The sequence below is a fragment of the Anatilimnocola aquadivae genome (assembly GCF_049819085.1).
In the GTDB taxonomy this organism is placed as follows: Bacteria; Planctomycetota; Planctomycetia; order Pirellulales; family Pirellulaceae; genus Anatilimnocola.
Genome location: NZ_CP187419.1, coordinates 6,693,089 through 6,715,817 on the forward strand (window position 1 = coordinate 6,693,089; position 22,729 = coordinate 6,715,817).

Here is a 22,729-nt window from a genome sequence, read left to right on the forward strand (position 1 = left end):
GGAAACAAGTAGATGCATCGCATTGCAACAAACATGTGGCGTGAAGAAGACGCCGTTCTCTCGTTTGAGTGGACGATGGTGCTAACGCTCGTTTGCTTCGGCATTGTCGGCGGGCTCGTTGCTGCTCGCGATGCAGTCATTGATGAACTTGGCGACGTGGCCCAAGCGATGCAGGCCCTGGACGGCTCCTTCTCGATCGACTTCCCCTTGGCTTTTACCATCAACGATACGGCATCGGGTGGCCCGATTTACGAGTCCGGTGGCGGCAGTGATAGTGGCTATACCGACTTCATGCTATTTACGGATTGCGATCGTGCTGCTGCCCCCAGTGGCCAAGCTCCAGCGATTGGTGTCGACTCTCCGTCCTAGTCAACGCACAAAACAACTGAATTGCTGGGCCGACAGTCATGAAGACTACGGCGATCGAAACAGGCGATTGAGAAAGCCGCTTGTCGTCCTTTGATCCTGCTCGATGCGTCCTCTCTCTGGAGAGTGATGCGAACTTTGAAGATGGAAATCCGATGCGCACCATGCAAGACAACCTGAAGCGGATGTGGACCGAACAAGACGGAGTTCTGTCGTTTGAATGGACGCTGCTAGTGACCCTGCTCACAATCGGGATTGTGGGCGGCCTGACCGCAGCCCGCGACGCCGTCATCGATGAACTGGGCGACGTGGCCGAAGCGGCCCAAGCAATCGACCAGAGTTTCAGCCTGGCAGGCATTGAGATCCCGGGAATCTTTGAAACGCCGGATAGCGAGTTCGAAGAAGGCCCCGAAGACACCGTCGTCACCGACTGTGCTCGTGCCTTGGACCCATTTGGCCAAGGGGCCGAAACCGACGACGGCGCCTAAGAGAGAGTTCGCGCTGGCGAGTTCTCGGCATTGGGTTTGCTTCTTCGCTCGGGTCTGTTCACCACCAGGGGATGTGCGATGCAGTATTTGATCAAGGCCATGTGGCACGAGGACGATGGCGTCCTCTCGTTTGAATGGACGATTCTGACAGTGATCGTCGTATTTGGCATCGTCGGCGGCTTAGCCGCTGGTCGCGATGCCATCCTGGATGAACTGGGGGACGTCGCAGAGTCGTACCTCAGTATCGATCAAAGCTATTCTTTCGCCGGTATTCCCGGCGTCTTGGCACCTTCGGAATACACCGACGTGCAGGCGATCTTTTCCGAATGCAGCCGAGGTGCTGTGTTTGGTCCTTTGCCTATCGATGACGGCGAAAACGGCGCCTAGTGCCGGCCGTATCGACTGTAGGGTTTGAACTGCTGATTTTCGGGAGTGAGCGTTGCCATTCGGCAACACACCGGCGAGGGAGCAGCATGAAGCTGCAACTTCCCCGGTAGGACGTAGAGTTGCAGACGAGATTTCACGTTCGCACAGTCGCGCACGCGCTCACTTCGTTCCCGATAGCAGGTTCACCCATGATCGTGGGATATGACTACGTTGCGCTGGTTGGTGCCTTTGTCACTGCCGCAGCAGTCACCGATTACCGCACTCGCAAGATTCCCAACTGGCTCACCGTGCCCGCTGCGATCGTAGCGCTGGTCTACCACTCGTTCGCGCCTGGTGGCTTTGGCCCCCTCATGGCCCTCGCTGGTTTTGGCGTGGGCTTTGTGTTGTTGCTGCTGCCTTGGCTCTTGGGTGGCGGTGGCATGGGCGATGTCAAGCTGCTCGCCGCTCTCGGAGCCTGGTTAGGCCCGCAATACATTCTCGCCGCCTTCGCCCTGGGCGTTGGATTTGCCGCGGTGATGGCCGGGACACTGATGATGACCAGCCTGGCAAACAATGGCGTGGGCGTGACACAACGCAAGTATCTGGCTGCGGGAATTGGCGGCAGCAACGTCTCCGGCGATGGCACTGCTAAGAAACCGAAACGCTTTCTCCCATTCGTTGTTCCCGTGGCGATGGGAACGTGGCTGGTTTTGGCCTGGATGTTGCTTCGTAACCAAGGACTCTAGTTTCTCAGCATGAATCGAGGACTCGCCTGTTTCTTTGTTGACAGAACACAACAAATTGTTGTCAACCGTTGACACGATGCCTCACGATCTTGGAAACCGACTGCAGATTGAGTAACACGATGAAGCCATTCGGAAAAGCCTGCCGTTCCATTCGGCGACGATCTCGGTTGGGAGCTGTGCTCTCGATCGAGTTGATCATGGTATTGCCGATTCTGCTGATCGTGCTGCTGGCGATGGTCGAGTTCGGCATTCTGCTGATGTCGTCGCAAGGCGTGGGCGCCGCGGCAGCCGTCGGCAGCCGCAACGCAGCCTTGCCCAGTTCTTCGCGATCGAGCGTGGCTGCGGCGGTCAATACAGCCCTCAGTGGCTACATCTGGAAGAACAAGACCGAACTGGTTGTGTACGTCGACGCCGACGGCAACGGGCCCGGCGACTTCGTCGAGGACACCGCTATTCCAGGAACTTTACTGGCCAACGCACCATCCGGGGCCATCGTCAGCGTGACCGTGAATCTGCCGATGGACGATGCGGCACCAAACTTGCTTCGATACTTTGGCATCGACCTCGCAGGTAAAGAACTGACAACAACCTACGTGACTCGCAAAGAATAACCCGACTTTTCAGAACTTACGGCACTCGCAGTGGTGAGGAGATCTTGACGTGAAGCGTATCAGTCCCGCAACCGTGACTTTCGGCTTGATGGCCATCGTCCTTGGCCTCGTGGCCGCATACATCGTCAAACAGGCGATGCATAAGCCTGTCATCGTCCAAAAGCCCCCCGTGATCGTCCCCCAGCCGGTCGATCCCGGCGTAAGGGTGGTCGTGGCGCGCGTCAACACTCCTATGAACGCCCGTCTGCAAGCGAGCGACCTCATGGTGCTGAACGTGCCCCGAAACTCGCCCATTGTTAAGGGGACGATGTCGTTCACCAATCTCGCCGAAGGCCGAATCACCAAGCAGCCTATCAAGGCGGGCCAGGCGATTCGCGACGAATACCTCCTCGGTGTTGGTGAAGGTTTGCCAGATCTGGCCGAGCGTCTACCCGCTGGGATGCGAGCTGTCACCGTCGCCGTTCAAGGTGCCGAAGCAGGTGGCAAGCGTTTGACGGAAGGTGACCACGTCGACGTGTCGCTGACAGTCGAAGGAACCCATCCCGATCTAGGCGAAGTAGCCACTCGCACCCTGCTGCGAAACGTGCTGGTTGTCGATGCAGCTGCTGGCAAGCCCACGACTCGCGGTGCGCGTACTCGTGATCAACGCGAAGTCAGCACGTTGACCCTAGCAGTCGGCCCCGCCGAAGCCAACAAACTGATCGTTGCCCAGCGAACCGGTTCTCTGACTGTGAATCTGGTCGCTGCGGCCGATGTGCAGGCTCCCGCCCTGGATGCCAACGACGCCATCACTCGTCGTCAACTGCTCGGGCTGAAAGAAATCGTTCCTCCTGCCCCGGTTGTTCCTGCACGGAAATTCACCGTCGAGAAGTGGTCGGGCGGCAGCTTGCGAGTGCTCGAAATGTCGGATGACCGCGTTCGCGAAGCTCGCGACGTGACGACTCAAACCAAGCCCGTTGTGGCACCACCAGCACCGACCGCTGACCTGCAAACCAGCTACATCCCCAGTGGCGTGGTTGACCCAGGTGTTGTGACGTTTGAGTCGATTCCCGCTGATCCCACGACCCCCTAGTTCCATTTTCACCAGCGTCCGTCAACCCGTCCATCGTCTCTGAATCATCGCCATCATGCCCCACACCTTTCTTTCGCCGAATCGAGTTTCAGGCTCGTCCGCTCAGCGGTCGAGTTTGGCCGGGCGAAGGCTGCGCCGGGGCTATGTCTCGGTGCTGGCGATCATGATGATCATGATCGGCATCGTGACGGTAATGTTGGTGGTGAACTGGACGTACCTGGTGCTGGTCAGTCGCCACACCTTGCGTTTGAGCGACACGCTCGCCCTGACAGCCGTCAATCAACTGCTCGATGAAGAAGTGCTAGAGGATTCCATCGGCTTCAATCAGGTCGATGATATCGACGCTACCGAAGACGAGATCCTTACTCCCGTCACCGGCTTTCTCGCCCGTAACAATGCAGCTTCGGGTCCGACGCTACGACCCACTGCGGCGCAAGTGATGGTTGTGCCAGGACGAATCGAAAACGCAACAGCGGCTGTCGGTCTGTTGAATGAATTCAACAAAACGCCATTGCCTGCAGAGCCCTTCAACACGCTACGAGTAGAAATCTATCGCGATCCAAATCCGCTCGGCGACAATCCCGTGCAACTGATGTTTCGCGGCCAAGGCTCTCCGGAGACGGCCAAGATCACCAGTGCCTCGCTGGCCACGCTCGATAGCCGCGTCGTGGGTTTTCGGCCCACCAGCCTCGCAACCGCTCCTGTCGCTCCGCTGGCCCTCGATAGCAACGCCTGGTTCACCACGCGTCCGGGCGGTGGGCTCGACAGCAATGGAGACAATCGCCTGGAGCTGGATTTCACCCTACGATCGACAAGTGGCATGGGAACTGCAAACAGTGCCCTCATCAGCTTGAACGACCTGGCGGCCTTAAACACGGCAGACGTTCCCGCTCAAATTTCGCTGGGCATCGGCCCAGCCGACGTAAACGGAACAACCGGCACCCTCGGTCCACTCTCGCTGGCGGACCCTTTGTCTTTCGATTCCACCAACATCAGTCCCATTGCAGATGTCTCCGACATTGCGATCGCTTTCCAAGACATTGCGGCGAGCAACAATCCCCGCCGAGCCTTTCCGGTTTACTCCGGTGGCTTTGCCGATCCCTTGAGCATCGTTGGTTTCATCGGTGCTCGAGTGATTAGTGCGGATGCCGCGAATGCTGGCGATGGTCCCCGCTTGCGAGTTCGCCTGCAACCTGAATTCATCGTCCACAGCACGGTCGAAACCCGGTACGAACTGCCGGCGGCGACCATCGTTCCTGAAAACCTGTACATCCACAAAATCCGCCTCACGCGATAAATAGCCGCGATAAAACGCCGCGATTAGCCAATCACCTGCTGACCGCCCGAAGGAGCCCTGCGAATGTTTTTGCAATCGTCCCGGCAGAGCATTGCCGACAAGACCGCCACCGGCGCTGCCGAACCGATGTTGCACAGCGACACTGCAGAAGCTGATTTTCAGCGCATCAAGACGGGCATTCACCGCGAACTGCTCGACTCGCTCGATCTGTCGCGCATCTCCGGCCTGACCGAAGACGAACTGCGCGAAGACATTCGCCATCTGGCCGAAGGGATGCTGCGAAATCGTTCGCGCAAATTGCCGCCGATCGACGAAGACCGCCTAGTGGAAGAACTGATTGCCGAATCGTTCGGCCTCGGTCCGCTCGAAACGTACATGCAAGACCCGGACGTCACCGATATCCTCGTGAACGGTCCCGGCGAAGTGTATGTCGAACGCCTCGGTCGCCTGCACGAGACGAACACAGTCTTCGCCGACGAAGACCACCTGCTGCAAATCATTCAGCGCGTCGCAGCTCGCGTGGGTCGCCGCATCGACGAGCACTCGCCGATGGTCGACGCTCGTCTGGCCGATGGCTCGCGCGTGAATGCGATCATTCCACCGCTGGCGCTGGGTGGCCCGGTACTTTCGATTCGGCGTTTCGGCCATCGCCCGCTACAAATCAACGACATTCTCGTCCGGGGCTCGGTTTGTCCCGAAATCATGCAGGTGCTGGAAGCGGCCATCGAAGGCCGCATCAACCTGATGATCAGCGGTGGTACCGGTAGCGGTAAGACCACGATGCTCAACATCTTGTCGCGTTACATCCCCGCTAACGAACGCCTGGTAACGATTGAAGACTCGGCAGAACTCAACCTGCAACGAAAACACGTCGTCAAGCTCGAAACTCGCCCGAAGAGTCCCGAAGGGGCGTCGGAAGTCACCCAACGAGATTTGGTTCGCAATGCCCTGCGTATGCGTCCCGACCGGATCGTGCTGGGCGAAGTTCGCGGTGGCGAAGCGCTCGACATGCTGCAAGCCATGAACACCGGTCACGAAGGCTCGCTCACCACGATTCACGCCAACGACACGCGAGATGCTCTCTCTCGCCTCGAAGTGATGGTGAGCATGAGCGGATTCGATCTGCCTGTAAGCGTCGTCCGCCGCTACATCGCCTCGGCTATCACCGTGGTCGTGCACTTGGCTCGGCTCAAGGGTGGTGCTCGCCGCGTGATGAAGGTTTCCGAGATCACCGCTCTGGAGAGTGGCGACTACACCGTTCAAGACTTGTTCGGTTTCCAGCAAACGGGCGTGGATGAACGGGGCGTGGCCCGCGGTCACTTCTATGCCACTGGCAATAAGCCGAAGTTTGCTGCTCGCCTGGCTGAGACCGGCATCGAACTGAACGAGCGTCTGTTCACCGCCCGCAAGCTGACGGCCGATGCGGCCATCGGCCCGATGAGCGTCGCCGAAGGCGCGCAAGCACTCGCGCTGCAGGAGAACCTGGCATGACCGCAGAGTTAGCATTAGCAACCATCACTTTCGCCTCGGTCTCGGCCGGCATCGCCGCCGTGGGCCTGTTCTTGCGTGACATGTTCACGCGAGTTCAGACCGGTCGTCGTCGCCTGGAATTTGCTGCCGAAGAACCGAAGGACGGCATCGATGGCTGGTTCTTCCGTCTGATTGAACAATCAGGCGTGGCGATGGATACCACCACCGCCATGCTGGTCGTTGTTGCCTGCGGTGTCTTGGGTCTCGGCATTCCGCTGGTATTGTTCGAAAACCTGCTCGGCGCGGCAGGTGGCATGATTTTGGGCGTCAACTTGGCGCTGCTGTATTTCGGTATTCTGCGATTCTTCCGCCTGCGGACGATGCAAAAGCACTTGCCCCAAGCGTTGCAAGCCATTTCGGATTCGATCCGCAGCGGTCAGACGCTGTCGGAAGCTTGCGACCTGGTGAGCAAAGAAATCAAAGGTCCGCTGGGCGCTGAATTTGGATATGCGCACGAGCAACTCGAATTGAGTCACTCGCCGGTGAGCGTAATGAATCGCATGGCTCGACGCATTCCGCTTCCCGAGTTCCGCATCTTCTCGACAGCGGTGGTCGTCCATCGCCGCGCGGGTGGTAATCTCTCGCTGCTCAGTGAGCGCATGAGCAAGGCCGCCCGCGATCGTCAAGAAGTTCGCAGCCACTTGATGGCCGTGACCTCGGGTGGCCGCTTGTCGGCAATCGGCATGGCCGCCGTCACCGTGCTGGCCATTTTTCTGCTGGCTTGGATCAATCCAGGTTTCATGAGCAAGTTCCTGTCGAACCCGAAAGGCCCGTGGCTGTTAGCCACTGCCGCCGGTTTGCAGATCGTGGGTGCCATCTGGGTGTGGCGAATTCTCCGTACTAGCTACTAATCCAGCGCCAGGTTTCGACACACAACAAGCCATTCATTTCACGGACTCGCTATGATCGAAGCAATTCAAACCTGGCTGGCCGACCGCAACGCTCCCGAGTGGCTGCAAAGTCCCTTGGCGTGGCTGGCCATCGCTTGCGTCGTGTTGGTCGTTCCCGTGATCTTGCGGATGTTGTTCGCTCGCAAAGAACAGCAACCCGAGCAACCGTCCGATCCTCGCCGGCGTTCGTCGGGCGGTGTGTTCGGTCCGCTGACCGATGCTCTCGCGCAGCAAATTCCGGAATCAGAGAAAGAACGTGTCGAGTTCGGCCAGATGTTGCGGCAGGCTGGTTTGTACAGCCCCACCGCACGCTCGAGCGTGTACGCCTACCGCTTTGTGCTGATGGTCTTCCCGCTGTTCTGCACAGCGCTCTTGATCATCTTCTCGCCACCAGAACACACCTTTCGCATCGCGATCGCGGGCGGCATCATCACTGCGGTGCTGTCGATCACGCCTCGTCTGTGGGTGTACTTTCGTCGCTCCAATCGGATTGCCGAGATCAACGCTGGTCTCGCCGACATGCTCGATATGCTCGGCATGTGCCTCGGTGGCGGTATGCCGCTCTCGCAAAGCCTCGATCACGTTTCGAAGAACCTGACCGCATATCCAGCCCTGGGTGAAGAGCTGCAAATCATGCGGCGGCAATCGGATGTCGGCAGCATGCGGATGGCACTCACCGATTGGGCTAATCGCGTCGATACTCCGGAAGTTCGCCAGGTGGCGACGCTGCTCACCCGCGGCGACCAACTGGGTGCGAGCATCAGCGGTTCGCTGTTGGAACAGGCCGATCACTTCCGTTCGACGCGCAAGAATCTCGCCAACCAGCAAGCGAATCGCTTGCCCGTGTTCCTTACCTTCCCGCTACTGTTCTGTTTCGCTCCGGCCGCTCTGATCATCCTCATGAGCCCCGCGTTTCTCGAACTGCAAGAGTTCTTCGATCCCGATAACGGCAAGAACCCGCTGGCCAATAACCAGACGATCAGCACTCAGCGGATCGTCGATACGCTGAATCAGCTCGATCAAAACGTCGATCCCGTCCAGAGCATCAACAATATTCGCCCCGATCTAACCGGCAGCCCGCTCGGTGATGAACGCTTCCGCCGTCCGCAAGTGCCGCAAGGCAACTACCAGCCTCGCAATACGGTCAATCCGTACCTACCGCTCGATTCCGACTAACTCACCTCGACTTGAGCTCCCTCGCTCAACCTGCTGTCCCCTTGAAGCCCTGCAAAGGATTTTGGGGGGACAGCTCTCGGTTTCTTGAGGTGATTTCCTGCTCTCCGTTTTTCTGAGCCGGATATTACCGCGTGCTTAGATCAATCACACGTTCGGCAATCAGATGCGGTTTGCGAATGGCTTCGACCATGCCGCGCTTGCCATAGATGCCCACGGGCTTATTTTCGTAGCGACGCAAGTTCATCCCTGGACCGGGAGAAACGAAGGCGACGGGGTTTCCATCCGCATCGACAATGGCATACGGTGCGATCGAGGCCTGCCCTGCACGGCTGACAACGACCTGCAGGATGCCGACGCCGTCATAGCGAGCATCGGCAGGCGAAGCAGGTCCGCCTCGTGCTGCCGCAATTAGCGGATCGTTCGGTAGATCAAACGTCTCTTCAAACTTGCGAATCTTTTCGAGTAGCAAGCGAGCCTGACCACGTTCGTTCGGCGATTGTCCCCCATCAACGATTTTTTGTACCTGAGCCCGAATCGGTTCCAGGTTCCACGTCGAGCGAGGCTGAGCCACTCGCAGTGAAAGCTCAAGATCCAGTTCCGTCAACTGCTGCGTGGCCGAAGCGGCATCGAAAGTCGCGCCAGCATCGCGGGCAACGGAAGCTCGCGCAACGGGCAAGGGTGCCAACGTGCGTGTCGGTGCGGCGGCGGGAAGCGAACTGCTGCGGGGCTTGTCGTGAATGCTGTTTTGCAGTCGTTCGCTGCTGGCCATGCGCAACTCGGTCGAAGGGGCAGGAACGCCGGCGGTGTTATCGATCCGGCGCGGCTTGCGTGGCACGAAGCCATCGGGCGAAACTGCGTTCTCGCGAGTCAGCTCAATTGCCTGCTGGTGCTGCACCAGTCGCATTTCATCTCGGTCAGCTTTGGTTTCTTGTACGACCGGCGCAAGATCTGTGAGTACGATTTCGTGCTGGACGGGCTTGACGGGACGTTCGATCGCACTGCTCGCAGCGGTCAGCGCTGCCAGTGAGTCCTTCGCGCGATTCACGCCCGTGCCTATGGCGGCTTGAACCTCGGGCAGTTCGCGTCGAGTCGGCAGGCGGGGCGAAGCGGCCAGTTCTTCCGCTCGCGGGGGCGTGCGCGAAACCTGGCTCGTATGAATCCAGCGAAACTCACCGGCCGGTGGAGCAATCTTCAGCCAGGTTTCGTTTCCTTCCGCCGTTTGGACCGTTTTTTGACCCGTCACTTCGATCAGTTCGCCCGGACGCAGTTTGACCTGATACTTGTGTTCTTTCACGGAGGGAAAGAGTGTACCAATCCAAGATTGAGTTTCGATCAAGACGCGAAACACACCTTCATCATCGGTCTCTTCCACGCAATCGGCAGGTACCCAACTAAAGCTGCCTTGCGGCGGTCGCACGCCGAGCCAACTGGTCCCTTCGCGGCGATAGACCTCGACCTCATCGCCAATAAACAGTTCGTCCGTTGGATAGAACCGCTTGGATGGCCCGCTATGAATGTTGGTCCGCTCGACGGTCACATAGGCCGTGTACGGATAGTCCTCCGCAGCCCAGGCGAGGAACGGATTGCCGAGAGTGCCCATCACAATGGCAATTAGCAGGTAATAGCGCATGACCGGGGCCCACCAACAAACAGCGACACATCTCGCGCAGAACGTCCGCACGGAGAATCATCGCGGCTTGTAGCGAAAGCACTAACCCAGGGCAAGATTGATGTAGGCCTACTTGGAAGCAACCACGCTAGCGTCGAGCGAGCTAAGGGGGGATGTCAATTCTTGCGCGGGTGCGTTCTTACCAGCGAGGTAGCCCTGCATTTTGCCGAGAAAGGCATTCCAGTAGTAGCGAGCCCAAAAGGGGCGCAGGCGAAGTGCCATGAATGCGCTGCCGGCGAGAGAGCGGGCGAGAGTCTTCGCTACCATCGTTAATGGAAAATGATGCTTTCGCAGCAAGTAGCCACGGCCACGGCTGTACTTGAAGTTGCGTTGCTGCAGATTCTCGTCTTCCGTCTGTAGCGGGTTCGGATGATGAATGATCATCTCCGGGTGATAGTCGGTCCGCAGCCCTCGCTCCATCATCCGCAGAAGCAGATCAGGCCCTTCATCGCTGTTCCAGGGAGTGGCGCAGCCAATGCCCATCCGCTCGTCGTACCGAATATCGCCCAGTCGTTCGCGGCGGCCAAAGAAGGCGGCTTCGATGCAGCGATACAATACATTGTCGCGCGTGATCAGTCCCCCTTCGGTATCAGAGCGGCCGATGAACTCGACGGTCGCCGAAATAGCGTCGACCTGGGGATCGTCAAAGCATTCGAGCACTTTGCGCAGGAAGCCGTCTGGGTAGTGAGAGTCGTCATCGGGAAAAGTGAGAATCTCGCCCTGGGCAAAGCCCCAGCCATAATTGCGCGCTCGCGAAGCGCCGCGACCACTCATGGGCAGGTGACGAATTGAGAACTCGGCTTGCAAACGGGCTACCAGTTCGCCGGTGTCAGGCTTCCCACTTTGGTCGACCACGATCAATTCCAGTTCGCGCAGTTTGACCCGGTCGTCCCCCTGACGTTGCAGGTGATCGATGAACCGCTGCAACTCTGCAGGCCGGCCAACCGTGGGGACAACCAGGGAAAACTTCACGGGCGAGGTTCCTGCGATGCGCTCGGGGCACTAGCTGGCGCGGCCGCGGTCAGCGTGGCTGGCGAAGCATGGCACCAAATACCCACATAGTAGCGGACGGCGAGCCACTCCAGAACAATCTGCGCTGCTGTGCAACCCGCGGCGGCCACTGCGAGGCCAAGCATGCCACCGTAGTATGCGCCGAGTGCACCCAAAATGATTGCCGAGCTGCCGCATACGGCGGTAATGACTAGCACGGTCCAGCGCCTGCCTGTCATCAGCAGCACATAGCCGCAGGGCCCCAGGTAGTTGGCTGTTACCTGACCAAGCGCGAGAATCATCAAAGCGGCGGCCGCCACTTTGTATTGCGGTCGAAAGGCCACTGTGAGAATTTGCTCGGGAAACAGCAGCAAGACCAAACAAGCGACGACGGCTGGAATTGCCGCGAGCGTCGTTACTTTGCGAATCAGATGCTGTAGTTCGAGCAGTTTGCCGCGAGAATGCAGGTCCGGAATATTCGCGATGATCGTGAGCATTGCCAGTTGCTCGGGAATTCCGAGCAGCAGCACGAGGCGCTTGGCGCTGCCGTAATAGGCCACTTCGTCGATTGCCAAAAACTTACCGGCAATCCAAAGATCGGCTGAGAGTGTGCAAAAGGCAGCGACCTGCGAAAGAGCAATGGGCAATGCATCGGCGGCCAGTGCCAGAAACGAAGGTACATGCTCCAGCGAACTGGCCGAAATCAGATCGCTGGTTTCTGCCGACGGCATCGCCTTCCACAATCGCCACGAGGTAAGCGCCGCCGTGAAGATGATGGAGTGCGTTAGCAACTGTGCGGCGAGCGTGCTGGTCACCAGTTCCAATCGCCAAGCCGAGAAGCCAAGCAAGACGAGAAAACAAGTGACGGCGATGGGGCCGCCCGATTGACCGCCGCTGAGCAAGTTTGCCCATTTCACTTCGTGCAGACCGCGCAAAATGGCAGTAGCCACCATTTGCCACGCGAGCGCTACAATTGCCGCGGCGATTGTTATCGCCAGCAGCGCACTTCCGGGCAATTGGAACGAGCGAAACCCGTCCCACCAGAAGTACAGCATCACCACGCCCGTGATGCTGAAGGTGGTGCAGATCAGAAGCTGAGCACAGCGCGCTACCAACGGGCGAATCGAAGCATTGCGGCCGTGAGCGTACCGCTCGGCGACCAGGCGAATCATCGTCTCGGGCAAACCGAACGAGGCGAACATCGCTGTGAGGCCGATCAGGTTGATGATCAGCAGCGCTTCGCCGCAGACTTGATCGGTAAACAGCTTCGGCAGGATGAAGGCGAGCGCAGCGGAGGCGGCGACACTCCAGCCTCGAGCGATGACCACCCAAAGTGCTGAACTGGACAGATTGTTGATCGGTGTTGCCGCGCCGTCACCTTGCGCGGGCATCGCCGCGAGATCGGAAGACGGAAGTTGAGAGATCGCGGCCATCAAGCACTCAGAGGAAGAACCCAGTACGTCCATCGCGCAGATAAGCGTCTACTTGGTTCCAGAATTTGCGGAGCATTCCAGTATAGTCCTCGACCTTCAACTCGATAGTTGAAGGTTTCATCTCACCCTCGGCAGAGGCTGGTTTGCGGCTATTCCTCCTCATAATCGATAATGCCCGCAGGACTGGCACGGTGCGCCGGGCGTGGTAGTTTGATGCCGAGTCGGTTCCTCCCCCTCTCTCACGAGATGAACGCCCATGCGCCACCCATTGCTGTTATTACTTTGCCTGGTTGCAGTTGGTCATGCACACAACCTGCAGGCGGCGGATCCCGTCGTCGAGCCAACCAAACAAGACTTGTTTGCTGCCGGCAAAGGTGGCTACGAACTTTATCGTATTCCCGGCATCATCCGCACCGGTCGCGGCACTCTGATCGCCTACTGCGAAGCACGCAAGAGTGCCAAGGGAGACTGGGGGCATATTGATTTCATGATGCGGCGCAGCAGCGACGACGGCCACACCTGGGCCAACATGCAGAAAATGATCCAGCTCGAAGGGAAGTTTGAACGCAATCCGGCTGCAGTCGCGCAAAAGTTGGGGAAGGAAGGAGAGATCACACTCAACAATCCGATTCTGTTTAGCGATCCTCGTCCTGACGTTGTCCACTTCTTGTATTGCGTCGAATACAACCGCCTCTTCTACGTTCGCAGCGAAGACGACGGCCGCACGTTCAGCAAGCCATTGGAGCTAACAAATGCTCTTGCCAAGCTGGAGCCAAAGTACGACTGGCAAGCAGTCGCAGTCGGCCCAGGGCACGGCCTGCGACTTGAGAACGGTCGGTTGATCGCGCCGGTTTGGCTCTCGACCGGCAAGGGCGGTCATGCTCATCGGCCTTCGATCATCACCACCATCTATAGTGACGACGACGGAAAGTCCTGGAACATGGGCGACATCATCGCCAACGAAACGAATCCGCTCGTGAACCCGAACGAATCGATTTTGCTGCAACTTGCCGACGGGCGCGTGGTGATCAACAGCCGGAGCGAATCGCCTGAGCATCGCCGCGCGGTTGCCATCAGCCCGAACGGAGCGACCGGTTGGAGCGAGCCGAAGTTTCACGAGCAGTTGCTTGAGCCGATCTGTATGGCCAACCTGGTGCGCTGGACAACTACGAAACACAGCGACAAAAACCGCATCGTCTTCTCAAATCCGCATAACTTGGATCGAGCCAACGCCAAGCCAGGCCAAGGTCGAGATCGCAAGAATCTGTCGATCAAACTCAGCTATGACGAAGGCGAAACCTGGCCCATCGACAAGGTGCTAGAAGCTGGCCCCAGTGGTTACAGTGACCTGGCGATCGCTAGCGATGGCTCGCTGCTGTGCTTCTACGAACGGACCACTGCGGACGAAGGCGCGAATAAGAAATCGCCCAAGTTGACCCTCGCACGCGTCAGCTTGCCTTGGCTGACCGATGGCAAAGACAAGCTGGTGAACAAGAACTAACACCCATCCCACGACGGGACCTACTCCGCGTCTTTTTGTTCCAGCAATTGCGTCAAGTGTTCGCATAGTTCATCGGCTGTGTGAACGCGTCCCGTAGGCAGAGCAAAGTCCTGGGTGCGCGGATCGGATGCCAGTGCCTTCGATAGCTTGGCGACTTGCTCTTTCGTCTGTAGTTGCTTGAGCTTGGCGGGGCCATCTTTGGCGCTGACGATTTTTTCGAGCCAGACGCGACCATCGAACGACCAGGAAAGCCGTTCCATGCGGTCATACACCGTGGGATCGCCGGCCACCTTCTTCATGAAGGTTCTGCCTTGTGGCGTCTTCAGCAGTTTGACGAGGGGCGAACTATCGCCGAGCAGATCTTCGTAGAGTGCTTCGCGATCGCTGGGCATCTCAAAGCCCTTGTCCTCGAGTTCCTCACAAACATCGTCGACATCGCCCCGGGAGAGTAGAAAGCCTGGTGCGTAGTAGGGATTGCGTCCCAACTTGGCGTGGACCGTCGCTTTGAGCTCTTGTGGCGTAAGCTTCTTGGCCGTAGCCGATTTGTTTGGAGCTTTCGACGGCGTCTGCGCTAGAGCTTCCACTGGCAGCGATGCAGCGGCCCAACAAGCAAGTGACAAGGCAATCAAGTAGCAGCAGATTCGTTTGGTACAGCTTATGAACATCGAACAGAGTCCCTGCAAAACCTAGAGACGGGATAACCAGCACACGGAGCGATGACAGTGGGTTTTCGACCCCAGCGAGCTTGAGAAAATCTAGCTTGCACTTTGCAGATTTTTCACCATTGGTCGGTTTTCGACCTAGATTTCCTCATAGAACGCCTGCAGACCCGTAGTTGCGTTCCTCATCTGGTTTTTGCTGCCCGACTGCGTGCTACGTGCACGGGCCGTGATTCCGCGGCAGTCCTTTGCAGGGAGATCGATCTATGACAGGTTCGCCAATGTTTCGTCGTTCCCGGGCAGCAGTTCATGGTCGCCGCGGCAAGATCGTGGTGATGACTGCGTTTCTTCTGACCACCATGATGGCCATGGTCGCCTTCTCGGTCGACGTCGGCTATATGGCCGTCACGCGAACCGAAATTCAGATCTGCACCGATGCTGCCGCACTCGCCGGTGCTGCGGGGCTCGTCGATGGCCCAGCTGCTGCGGTCGCTCAGGCAACCGAATATCTCGGCAAGAATAAAGTCGGTGGTCAAACGCTGGGGCCATCCAACGCAACTATTGTTACCGGAAGTTGGAATGCCAACACCTTTACCCCTGGTGGCAATACCCCCAACGCAATCAAGATCAACACGGCACTCAGCAACACTCCGCTCTTCTTTGGCAAGGCGCTGAACAAGAACAAATTCAATACGAGTGCGCAGTCGATTGCCACCTATCAGCCTCGCGACATCGCTCTGGTTCTCGACTACTCCGGTTCGATGGCGTACGACAGCCAGTTCCGCAACATGAACCTGATTGGCAAGTCGGCCATCGAAGCAAACCTATTGCAGATTTGGCAAGAACTTGGTTCGCCGACTTACGGCACGCTTCCGTTCACCCCAGTGGCCTATGGCGACCGAAACACAACGACCACGAGTGTGAAAAGCAAGTTTGGCTTGACTAATGTCGCCTATCCCTATCCTGATGGATCGTGGAACGAGTATATCGACTACGTACAAGACAACAGCTATATCAATTCCGCTGGCTACCGCTGCAAGTACGGTCTCATGACTTGGGTTCACTTCCAGATGGAGAAGTTTGGCTCGGCCGCCGACTCGCCTGGCTGGCATGTCACCAGTCAGCAGCCACTCACCGCGCTGAAGGGTGCGGTTGACGAGTTCTTAGGCTTTCTCTCTGAGAACAGTACGGACGATCGAGTCGCCTTCGCACTCTACACTTCGGCAAACAATACAGCTCTGTTGGAACAAGGGCTGACGAAGACCTATACTTTGATTTCGTCGAAAGTGCAGGGGCGTCAGGCCGGGCACTATGTGGGCAGCACCAACATTTCGGCCGGTATGACTAAAGGCCGGTTGGAACTGCAGAACAACGCCCGCGTAGGTGTGTCTAAACTGCTAATTCTGATGACTGATGGCGAAGCGAACCTGCCCACAGGTAACACTTCGACTGACAAGCAAAAAGTTCGCGATGAAGCCTACTTGTGTGCCAATGCAGGCATTCCGGTTGTCACCATCACCGTAGGGGCTGGCGCCGATACCGCGCTCATGCAAGAAGTCGCAACGATCACCAACGGAGCTTGCTTCATCGTCCCTGGTGGCCAGCCGATTTCGGCAGTCCAAGAACAGCTGGAGCAGGTCTTTTCTCAAGTGGCCGCCGATCGCCCGCTGAAGCTGGTGCAGTAGGAAGTTCTGAGTTCTCAGTTCCGAGTTCTGAGACTCGCAGCACGTTTCTGAACTAATCCTGATTCATCCCGGCCCTTGCGTCTAAGTGATGCAAGGGCTTCTGCTTTTGAAACCCAGGTCTTTCCTGTCTCAAAACCCAGAACTCCGAACTTGTTTCTTCCGACTCGCCATGCGACACTAAGTCCGTCAGGGGCGTCTCTTCTGGAACAAGAGGTGGGTAATGGCAGCTCGAAGCGAGCGCAGCAGCGCGCGTGGGACGGGCAGGCTCTTCTTTTTCATCGCGGCCGGCTTGTTAGCTGCGGCAGGACTCGCGTCCGCCCAGCAACCCGCGAATGAACAGCAAATTCAAGATCATCTGGCAGCAGGCGAGTTTGGTCCTGCGAAAGCAGCGGCGAATCAGCTTGGCGATGCGCGCGTGCGCGATCGCTTGCTCGGCGATATTGCCGCCGCTCAGGCTAATGCGGGGGCAAAACTCGGTTCACTGGAAACAGCTGCCGATATCACTTCCGATCTGACTCGCAGCGGCGTGCTGCAGCAAGTTCGCAAAGCGTCTGGCTCGAAATGGCTCGGTCGCGGAGGCGGCGTGCAAGCCGACTTCGATCCCCTAATTGAACTCATCACTTCGACCATCGAGCCCGATAGCTGGCAAGATGTCGGCGGACCGGGATCGGTCAGCGGCTTCGATGGCGGCGTGCGCGTCGATGCCCTTGGTCTGCTGCGGCGAATGCCACCGCGCACCGATGTGGCTCTGGAAGGCGTACGCAACGCGGCCCAGCAGATGGCCTCGTCTCACAACCCTCGCAAGAAGTCGGTCCTGCGCAAGATTTCGCTCAATCGGCTCGAACGTGAATTGCAACTGTTACAAGCGGCTGAAAAGTCGCCGGACGAAGCGATGCAGTTGTTGGCTGGTTTGCAGCGAATCAAGTATCTGCTCGTTTATCCCGATACGGGCGACATTGTGATTGCCGGTCCCGCCGACGATTGGCGACAAAACAACGAAGGACGTTGGGTTGACGTTGAGAAGAATCGTCCGGTTGTGCAACTCGACGATTTGGTTGTCACCTTTCGCAATGCCTTTAGTGCCGAGCCCAAGTTTGGCTGTTCGATTAATCCCACCAAGACGGGCCTTGCTGAAGCTCAAGCGGTGAACGATCGCTGGGCAGCGAAGGGGGGCATGAAACCTTCGCAGCGGGCGACCTTTTTGGAAGAACTGCGGGCCGGTCTCGGCCAGCAAGACATCGTTGTGTATGGTCTCGATCCGCAAACTCGCGCCGCGCGGGTGCTCGTCGAAGCCGATTACCGCATGAAACTTGTGGGAATGGGCCTGGAAGAGGGTACGCTCGGTGTCACCAGTTATCTCAATTCACTCGACCCCAAGCGACACGACCTGAACAACCTGAGCGTTCTCCGTTGGTGGTTCACGCTCAACTACGATGCTCTGCGCGCGACCGAAGCCCGCGATGCGTTTGAGCTCAAAGGTCCGGGGGTAAAGGTGCAAAGCGAGAATGAAATGCTCAGCGAGCAAGGCGATCGCATTCACACCGGCCGCAGCAGCGAAGTGAATTCGCAGTTTGCGGACAGCTTTACCAAGCACTTCGAGATTCTGGCCGCGAAGTATCCCGTGTATGCCGAACTGCGGAACATCTTCGATCTGGCCCTCGTGGCCGCTGTCGTCCGCAGCCACGAGTTGCCAGAGAAGGTCAACTGGCATCTCACGCACTTTGGCCCTGATGGCACTTACGAGACGCAGCTCGATTTCGCACCGACCAAGGTCGATTCGGTGATCAACCACCGCATCATCGAGGGAAAGAGCCTCGTCGCTGGTGTGAGTGGCGGGGTCACCGTCGATGCTCGCTCGCTTGCGGCCCCGACTGCCGTAAAGAATGACGAATACGGCCTGCTGAAGGGTGAGCGCTCGGCCAGCACGCCCAAGGAACTTCCCCGCCGCCATTGGTGGTGGGATTAGGCGATTGCTGAGATCATGGCGATGACACGGGTAGTGTTCTGCCCGTGTCGTTCTGGCACCAGGACAACTACGCTCGTTTGCGTTGCTTGCTGCGCAGCTTGAAGGCGATGTCGGCGCGGTTCACGCTGCACTGCGGATGTTCTCCGGCGCGTGAGTAGGAAACCTTGCCGCAGATGGGGCAAACGCGCGGGCTGATGGAGGCAAAGACGGGAGTCGGCTTCTTTTCGCTCATGACTGGCTTTCTTCGGCAGGGCGGCTAACTGGCTGATTCAGAATGAGTTCGCGCAACACCGATTCCACGGGCACCGGCTAGCGGACCACGTCGAACCATACCTACTTCCAACTGCGCACGACGAAACGCAAGTGCGTTCGGTGAAGCAGCTGCTGTGCATCCGTGCAACTTCAGATCACTGACGCCACAGATTGAGAAAGGTGTGGCAAAAAGACAGCTGCCAATCAGGCAGCAAGGCTCGACCTTCAGGGGGAATTCCCGGGTCCCACTCGTTTGGAATAAAGAGTTCCGACGCCCTTCAGTATGATTGGCCAGCGGAAAAACGCAAGCTGGCACGCGTTTGCCGCCATTTTGTCGCTGGCTTATTCTCGAATTCGGAGCAATAGCCAGGAGTTTTTCCCTAGGCCGCGCGCGGCGATTCTTCTATAACGAAGGAAGTCGGTCTGACGACGCAAGCGCACGCGCACGAGTTTGTAATTGGTTCGCCGCCCTTCTTTCGCCTCTCCCACTTGGCGGACCACCACGCTGGTCTCTTTCTCTCGACCCAGAAAGTTCACAGGGGTCGCGTTTCAATTACGACAGGGTTCTTTAGTGGCAACGCGCTTGTACGTCGGAAATCTCAGTTACAACATGACCAACGAGTCTCTCGAACAACTCTTCACGGAGTTCGGTTCGGTGAAGAGCGCCCAAGTGGTGCAAGATCGAGACACGGGTCGCAGCAAGGGTTTTGGCTTTGTCGAGATGGGTGACACCAACTCGGCCACTGCAGCCATCACCGCTCTCAACCTGAAAGAGGTTGATGGTCGCGCCCTCACCGTCAACGAAGCACGCCCTCGCGAAGAGCGTAGCTTTGGTGGTGGCGGTGGCGGCGGTCGCAGTGGCGGCGGCGGATATGGTGGTGGTGGTGGCGGCAGCCGCGGTGGTAGCGGTGGTGGATACGGCGGTGGTGGTGGAGGTGGCGGTGGCGGTCGTCGCTACTAAGCGCTGACTCACCCGCGGCAGTAGCCGCCAGATCGTTTCCGTCTTACCATGTTTGTAGAGACCTTTCGCGACGCAGTGGGCTGATCCCCTCTGCGTCGCGTTTCATTCCACTTGGAGATCGTCCTGATGCCCCAGAAACGCCGTGCCCCCCAGCCCAATAAGCGTCAAGTTGCTCGTGCCCCGCAAGCCGAAGTGCGCCGCAGCATGCTCGCCAGTCCAGTCCTGACCGAACGGGCTGAGCCCATCGTTTACGGCAAGGCGTTCATTGTGGCCGAAGATGCCAGCAAGAATACCTTCATCTTCAAGCAAGGTGCCTGGGTGCCTCACGAAAGCATCGCCGAAATTCGTAAGACTTGCCTGGTTAAAGAATTGCCGCAACGGCTGAACAACATGATCCGCTACGAAGTACGGGCCCCCGAGTAACTCGCGGCTCGCAAGCAACAAACTCCTCTCAAGACGATTGTGGACTGGCAATTTGGGAGTGCGTGATGAGTTTCTTTCAACGGCTGAGCAACTGGTTCAGCCAAAGTGGCCGCGAAGACAACCTGTTACAGCAAGCAGTCGACTTGGCTAAAGAAAAGCGGCCTGCCGACGCGATTGCCATTTACAACGACCTGCTCCGCTCCAACTCGGCGACGAGCACGGTCCGTGCCCGCGCCCTCTTCAATCGAGCGCTGGCTTACTCCTCGCTCAAAGACGACGAGCGTGCCGTCGCCGATCTGCAATCGGTCATCTCGTCGAACGACGCCCCCGAAAACGTCCGCACCGCCGCCCGCACGCAACTCGTGCGGTTGAAAAACCGGGCGTAAAGCGCCGCTTAGCGCACCATTGCTTCGCGAGCCCAAATTCGGTGCTGCTTGGCTGCTTCCAGGAAGTCGGCGACCTTTGTGCCCTGGATGTTGACGAGGCCTTCGTCGGCTGCCGGGTCAATGTTGCCGGCATCGAACAGCGGCAGCGCTTCCTGGGTGTAGCCGATGATTTTGAGATGCGCGAATGCCATCCGCAGCCAATCGACGGCCGCCGCCATCTTCAGCAATTCGGCCGCACCTTCTGCGCTGGGGGCTAGGACGACAGCATCGAACACGGCTGAGGGGGCACCGGCAAGAAAGTGATCGGCTGGACGTTCGGCACCGTCGCTATCTGTAAATCCACCGGCCTTGGGTGCGACGATTTCGACCGTGGCTTCTTCGGCTTTGGCCTTCTTCACCAATGCGTCGATCAGCTTGGCATCGCTGCCGTTGGTGACTAGCAGACCAATCTTGCGGCCTGCGATCGTCAGCGGTGCATCGGCGTATTGGCTGAGGGCCGGCGAGGGCTCCAGGCTGGTGTTCACAGGCACGCGAGGCTGGATCTTATCGGCCTGGCCTTCCATGCCGAGTTTCTCGGCCACCATCTCTGCCAGGCCGGTATCGATGTTCTGCAAATGTCCGAGCATGCGGCGGCGAATCTTCAACTCCGCGCACTTGCCCAGTTCAAAAGCAAAGCCACCGGCAACGTGGCGTTGTTCCGGCTCCGTCAGCGAGCGGTAAAACAGATTTGCCTGCGAGTAGTGATCGGCGAAACTCTCTGGCCGCTGACGAATCTTCGTTCCTTCCGTCGGTACGGGAACCGACTGAAAGCCAGCGGAACCCGCTTCGCGAGGTGCGTTCGGATCGAGCGAATTGGGTTCGTAAGTGATGCGAGACGGATCGACGCGCATCCGCATATGGCCGTCTCGTTGCAAGTTCTGCCAAGGCATCTTCGGCGCGTTGATGGGAATCTCGTGGAAGTTGGTGCTGCCGAGCCGTGAGAGCTGCGTATCGAGATATGAGAAGAGCCGGCCATTGAGCAGCGGGTCTTCACTGAAATCGATGCCCGGAACGAGGTTGGCTGGGCAAAAGGCCACTTGCTCGGTCTCGGCGAAGAAATTGTCCGGCATGCGATTGAGAATCATCTTGCCGATGGGTCTCAGCGGCACAATCTCTTCAGGGATGATCTTCGTCGCATCGAGAATGTCGAAATCGAGTTTGTCGGCCTCTTCTTCATCGACCGCCTGCACCGACAGTTCGTACTCCGGAAAATCGCCGGCCTGAATCGCGTTCCACAAGTCGCGACGATGAAAGTCCGGATCGCAGCCCGAGATTACCACTGCCTCGTCCCAGATGAGCGAAACGGTTCCCAGTTTCGGCCGCCAGTGGAACTTTACCAGCTTGGATTTGCCCTCGCTGTTGACCATGCGAAATGTATTGACGCCGAAGCCTTGCATCATGCGGTACGAGCGGGGAATGGCTCGATCGGACATGACCCACATCAGCATGTGCATCGACTCGGGCGTGAGGGTGACAAAATCCCAGAAGGTATCGTGGGCCGACTGAGCCTGCGGAAAGCCGCGATCCGGCTCCGGTTTGACCGCATGAATCAGGTCGGGGAATTTGATCGCATCTTGGATAAAGAAGACCGGGATGTTATTGCCAACGAGGTCGTAATTCCCCTCCTGTGTGTAAAACTTCGTCGCAAAACCTCGGGCATCGCGGGCCGTGTCGAACGAGCCTTCGCTACCGGCGACGGTCGAAAACCGAACAAACACGGGCGTCTTAGCGTTCGTGTCGTTCAGAAAGCCTGCTTTGGTGAGATCGGCGTTTCCTTCGTAGGCCTGAAAGAAGCCATGGGCCGCATAGCCACGCGCATGAACGACCCGCTCGGGAATCCGTTCGTGATCGAAATGCGTGATCTTCTCGCGCAGGTGAAAGTCTTCGAGCAGAACCGGTCCGCGCGGGCCCGCCTTCAACGAGTTCTGATCGTCGCCGACGGCCAAACCATGATTCGTAGTCAGCGTGGTCTCGGGCGAAGCAGCTACCTGGTGCAGTTCGCCACCAGTCCCCACATTTTCTTCCACGGTTTGGTTTTCTTCCGGGGATCGATCCGATCGTTTAGAACTGGACTTTGCTTTGGCCATGACACGATGCCTTTGCTGGACAGGATGCACAGAGGGGGAACTCAACTGAGTTCCGCGCAGCGATGCAATCCCTGTGCCTCACTGCGACCGCAGCAAACGCCCAAGAAAACCTCGCCATCCGCTGCCCCTGTGATCA

At 58.1% G+C, this 22,729-nt stretch carries 22 protein-coding genes; 16 read left to right on the plus strand and 6 right to left on the minus strand.

All coding sequences use genetic code 11. From position 1 onward, the window contains the following. Positions 1 to 12 precede the first annotated feature (12 nt). From NA78x_RS26425 to NA78x_RS26470, 10 genes are all read left to right on the plus strand, one after another. Complete coding sequence (locus tag NA78x_RS26425) at positions 13 to 369, plus strand: hypothetical protein (protein ID WP_425615370.1); 357 nt, start codon at positions 13 to 15, stop codon at positions 367 to 369. Positions 370 to 521: 152 nt separating this feature from the next. Continuing rightward, positions 522 to 854: a hypothetical protein gene (locus NA78x_RS26430; RefSeq protein WP_425615371.1), complete on the plus strand. Its 333-nt coding sequence runs from the start codon at positions 522 to 524 to the stop codon at positions 852 to 854. Positions 855 to 932: 78 nt separating this feature from the next. Next, positions 933 to 1,241 carry a hypothetical protein gene (locus tag NA78x_RS26435; RefSeq protein ID WP_425615372.1) on the plus strand — a complete coding sequence of 103 codons (309 nt, stop codon included), beginning with the start codon at positions 933 to 935 and terminating at the stop codon, positions 1,239 to 1,241. Positions 1,242 to 1,429: 188 nt separating this feature from the next. Further along, positions 1,430 to 1,966: an A24 family peptidase gene (locus NA78x_RS26440; protein ID WP_425615373.1), complete on the plus strand. Its 537-nt coding sequence runs from the start codon at positions 1,430 to 1,432 to the stop codon at positions 1,964 to 1,966. 119 nt (positions 1,967 to 2,085) lie between these two features. After that, positions 2,086 to 2,577 carry a TadE/TadG family type IV pilus assembly protein gene (locus NA78x_RS26445; protein ID WP_425615374.1) on the plus strand — a complete coding sequence of 164 codons (492 nt, stop codon included), beginning with the start codon at positions 2,086 to 2,088 and terminating at the stop codon, positions 2,575 to 2,577. Positions 2,578 to 2,626: 49 nt separating this feature from the next. After that, positions 2,627 to 3,649: a Flp pilus assembly protein CpaB gene (gene cpaB / locus NA78x_RS26450; RefSeq protein WP_425615375.1), complete on the plus strand. Its 1,023-nt coding sequence runs from the start codon at positions 2,627 to 2,629 to the stop codon at positions 3,647 to 3,649. 55 nt (positions 3,650 to 3,704) lie between these two features. After that, positions 3,705 to 4,946: a hypothetical protein gene (locus tag NA78x_RS26455; protein WP_425615376.1), complete on the plus strand. Its 1,242-nt coding sequence runs from the start codon at positions 3,705 to 3,707 to the stop codon at positions 4,944 to 4,946. Positions 4,947 to 5,009: 63 nt separating this feature from the next. After that, on the plus strand, positions 5,010 to 6,437 hold the full coding sequence (locus NA78x_RS26460) for a CpaF family protein (protein ID WP_425615377.1): 1,428 nt from the start codon (positions 5,010 to 5,012) through the stop codon (positions 6,435 to 6,437). Next, positions 6,434 to 7,327 carry a type II secretion system F family protein gene (locus tag NA78x_RS26465; protein ID WP_425615378.1) on the plus strand — a complete coding sequence of 298 codons (894 nt, stop codon included), beginning with the start codon at positions 6,434 to 6,436 and terminating at the stop codon, positions 7,325 to 7,327. Before NA78x_RS26460 ends, NA78x_RS26465 begins: the two co-directional genes overlap by 4 nt. A 51-nt stretch (positions 7,328 to 7,378) precedes the next feature. Continuing rightward, entirely contained in the window at positions 7,379 to 8,542 is a 1,164-nt protein-coding gene (locus NA78x_RS26470) for a type II secretion system F family protein (RefSeq protein ID WP_425615379.1), read from the plus strand. Between the two features lie 124 nt (positions 8,543 to 8,666). On the opposite strand, the gene NA78x_RS26475 is transcribed toward NA78x_RS26470, so the two are convergent. The 3 genes from NA78x_RS26475 to NA78x_RS26485 form a co-directional block, all read right to left on the minus strand. Next, positions 8,667 to 10,172, minus strand: a complete 1,506-nt coding sequence (locus NA78x_RS26475) for a hypothetical protein (protein WP_425615380.1) — start codon at positions 10,170 to 10,172, stop codon at positions 8,667 to 8,669. A 108-nt stretch (positions 10,173 to 10,280) separates the two neighbouring features. Further along, entirely contained in the window at positions 10,281 to 11,183 is a 903-nt protein-coding gene (locus NA78x_RS26480; protein WP_425615381.1) for a glycosyltransferase family 2 protein, read from the minus strand. After that, entirely contained in the window at positions 11,180 to 12,634 is a 1,455-nt protein-coding gene (locus NA78x_RS26485) for a lipopolysaccharide biosynthesis protein (protein ID WP_425615382.1), read from the minus strand. The genes NA78x_RS26480 and NA78x_RS26485 overlap by 4 nt, the downstream gene beginning before the upstream one ends. Positions 12,635 to 12,890: 256 nt before the next feature. On the opposite strand from NA78x_RS26485, the gene NA78x_RS26490 reads away from it, so the two are divergent. Further along, on the plus strand, positions 12,891 to 14,135 hold the full coding sequence (locus NA78x_RS26490) for a sialidase family protein (RefSeq protein ID WP_425615383.1): 1,245 nt from the start codon (positions 12,891 to 12,893) through the stop codon (positions 14,133 to 14,135). 20 nt (positions 14,136 to 14,155) lie between these two features. Here the strand turns inward: NA78x_RS26490 and NA78x_RS26495 are convergent, their stop codons facing one another. Then, on the minus strand, positions 14,156 to 14,800 hold the full coding sequence (locus tag NA78x_RS26495; RefSeq protein ID WP_425615384.1) for a hypothetical protein: 645 nt from the start codon (positions 14,798 to 14,800) through the stop codon (positions 14,156 to 14,158). 260 nt (positions 14,801 to 15,060) lie between these two features. Here NA78x_RS26495 and NA78x_RS26500 point away from each other — a divergent pair, with 260 nt between their 5' ends. Further along, a complete protein-coding gene (locus NA78x_RS26500; protein ID WP_425615385.1) occupies positions 15,061 to 16,479 on the plus strand; it encodes a VWA domain-containing protein in 1,419 nt (472 codons plus the stop codon). Between the two features lie 220 nt (positions 16,480 to 16,699). Beyond that, positions 16,700 to 18,445 carry a DUF1598 domain-containing protein gene (locus NA78x_RS26505; RefSeq protein WP_425615386.1) on the plus strand — a complete coding sequence of 582 codons (1,746 nt, stop codon included), beginning with the start codon at positions 16,700 to 16,702 and terminating at the stop codon, positions 18,443 to 18,445. Between the two features lie 67 nt (positions 18,446 to 18,512). Here the strand turns inward: NA78x_RS26505 and NA78x_RS26510 are convergent, their stop codons facing one another. Then, positions 18,513 to 18,677 carry a hypothetical protein gene (locus tag NA78x_RS26510; RefSeq protein ID WP_425615387.1) on the minus strand — a complete coding sequence of 55 codons (165 nt, stop codon included), beginning with the start codon at positions 18,675 to 18,677 and terminating at the stop codon, positions 18,513 to 18,515. Between the two features lie 591 nt (positions 18,678 to 19,268). Between NA78x_RS26510 and NA78x_RS26515 the strand changes: the two genes are divergently transcribed. The 3 genes from NA78x_RS26515 to NA78x_RS26525 all read left to right on the plus strand — a co-directional run bounded on the left by NA78x_RS26515 (position 19,269) and on the right by NA78x_RS26525 (position 20,467). Next, complete coding sequence (locus tag NA78x_RS26515) at positions 19,269 to 19,658, plus strand: RNA recognition motif domain-containing protein (RefSeq protein ID WP_425615388.1); 390 nt, start codon at positions 19,269 to 19,271, stop codon at positions 19,656 to 19,658. A 126-nt stretch (positions 19,659 to 19,784) separates the two neighbouring features. Then, the gene (locus tag NA78x_RS26520; RefSeq protein WP_425615389.1) at positions 19,785 to 20,081 is read left to right on the plus strand and encodes a hypothetical protein; all 297 of its coding nucleotides are present in this window, start codon (positions 19,785 to 19,787) and stop codon (positions 20,079 to 20,081) included. Between the two features lie 65 nt (positions 20,082 to 20,146). Then, positions 20,147 to 20,467: a tetratricopeptide repeat protein gene (locus tag NA78x_RS26525; protein ID WP_425615390.1), complete on the plus strand. Its 321-nt coding sequence runs from the start codon at positions 20,147 to 20,149 to the stop codon at positions 20,465 to 20,467. Positions 20,468 to 20,475: 8 nt separating this feature from the next. Here NA78x_RS26525 and NA78x_RS26530 read toward each other — a convergent pair whose 3' ends face one another. Continuing rightward, positions 20,476 to 22,533 (minus strand): catalase, encoded by a 2,058-nt coding sequence (locus NA78x_RS26530; protein ID WP_425615391.1) that lies wholly within the window; start codon positions 22,531 to 22,533, stop codon positions 20,476 to 20,478. Positions 22,534 to 22,729: the final 196 nt, after the last annotated feature.

Excerpts from the sequence above, each read along its gene's own strand:
- NA78x_RS26425 (WP_425615370.1), top strand. The coding sequence starts at position 13 with ATGCATCGCATTGCAACAAACATGTGGCGTGAAGAAGACGCCGTTCTC.
- NA78x_RS26430 (WP_425615371.1), top strand. The coding sequence starts at position 522 with ATGCGCACCATGCAAGACAACCTGAAGCGGATGTGGACCGAACAAGAC.
- NA78x_RS26435 (WP_425615372.1), top strand. The coding sequence starts at position 933 with ATGCAGTATTTGATCAAGGCCATGTGGCACGAGGACGATGGCGTCCTC.
- NA78x_RS26440 (WP_425615373.1), top strand. The coding sequence starts at position 1,430 with ATGATCGTGGGATATGACTACGTTGCGCTGGTTGGTGCCTTTGTCACT.
- NA78x_RS26445 (WP_425615374.1), top strand. The coding sequence starts at position 2,086 with ATGAAGCCATTCGGAAAAGCCTGCCGTTCCATTCGGCGACGATCTCGG.
- NA78x_RS26455 (WP_425615376.1), top strand. The coding sequence starts at position 3,705 with ATGCCCCACACCTTTCTTTCGCCGAATCGAGTTTCAGGCTCGTCCGCT.
- NA78x_RS26460 (WP_425615377.1), top strand. The coding sequence starts at position 5,010 with ATGTTTTTGCAATCGTCCCGGCAGAGCATTGCCGACAAGACCGCCACC.
- NA78x_RS26465 (WP_425615378.1), top strand. The coding sequence starts at position 6,434 with ATGACCGCAGAGTTAGCATTAGCAACCATCACTTTCGCCTCGGTCTCG.
- NA78x_RS26470 (WP_425615379.1), top strand. The coding sequence starts at position 7,379 with ATGATCGAAGCAATTCAAACCTGGCTGGCCGACCGCAACGCTCCCGAG.
- NA78x_RS26475 (WP_425615380.1), bottom strand. The coding sequence starts at position 10,172 with ATGCGCTATTACCTGCTAATTGCCATTGTGATGGGCACTCTCGGCAAT.
- NA78x_RS26485 (WP_425615382.1), bottom strand. The coding sequence starts at position 12,634 with ATGGCCGCGATCTCTCAACTTCCGTCTTCCGATCTCGCGGCGATGCCC.
- NA78x_RS26490 (WP_425615383.1), top strand. The coding sequence starts at position 12,891 with ATGCGCCACCCATTGCTGTTATTACTTTGCCTGGTTGCAGTTGGTCAT.
- NA78x_RS26495 (WP_425615384.1), bottom strand. The coding sequence starts at position 14,800 with ATGTTCATAAGCTGTACCAAACGAATCTGCTGCTACTTGATTGCCTTG.
- NA78x_RS26500 (WP_425615385.1), top strand. The coding sequence starts at position 15,061 with ATGACAGGTTCGCCAATGTTTCGTCGTTCCCGGGCAGCAGTTCATGGT.
- NA78x_RS26505 (WP_425615386.1), top strand. The coding sequence starts at position 16,700 with ATGGCAGCTCGAAGCGAGCGCAGCAGCGCGCGTGGGACGGGCAGGCTC.
- NA78x_RS26510 (WP_425615387.1), bottom strand. The coding sequence starts at position 18,677 with ATGAGCGAAAAGAAGCCGACTCCCGTCTTTGCCTCCATCAGCCCGCGC.
- NA78x_RS26520 (WP_425615389.1), top strand. The coding sequence starts at position 19,785 with ATGCCCCAGAAACGCCGTGCCCCCCAGCCCAATAAGCGTCAAGTTGCT.
- NA78x_RS26525 (WP_425615390.1), top strand. The coding sequence starts at position 20,147 with ATGAGTTTCTTTCAACGGCTGAGCAACTGGTTCAGCCAAAGTGGCCGC.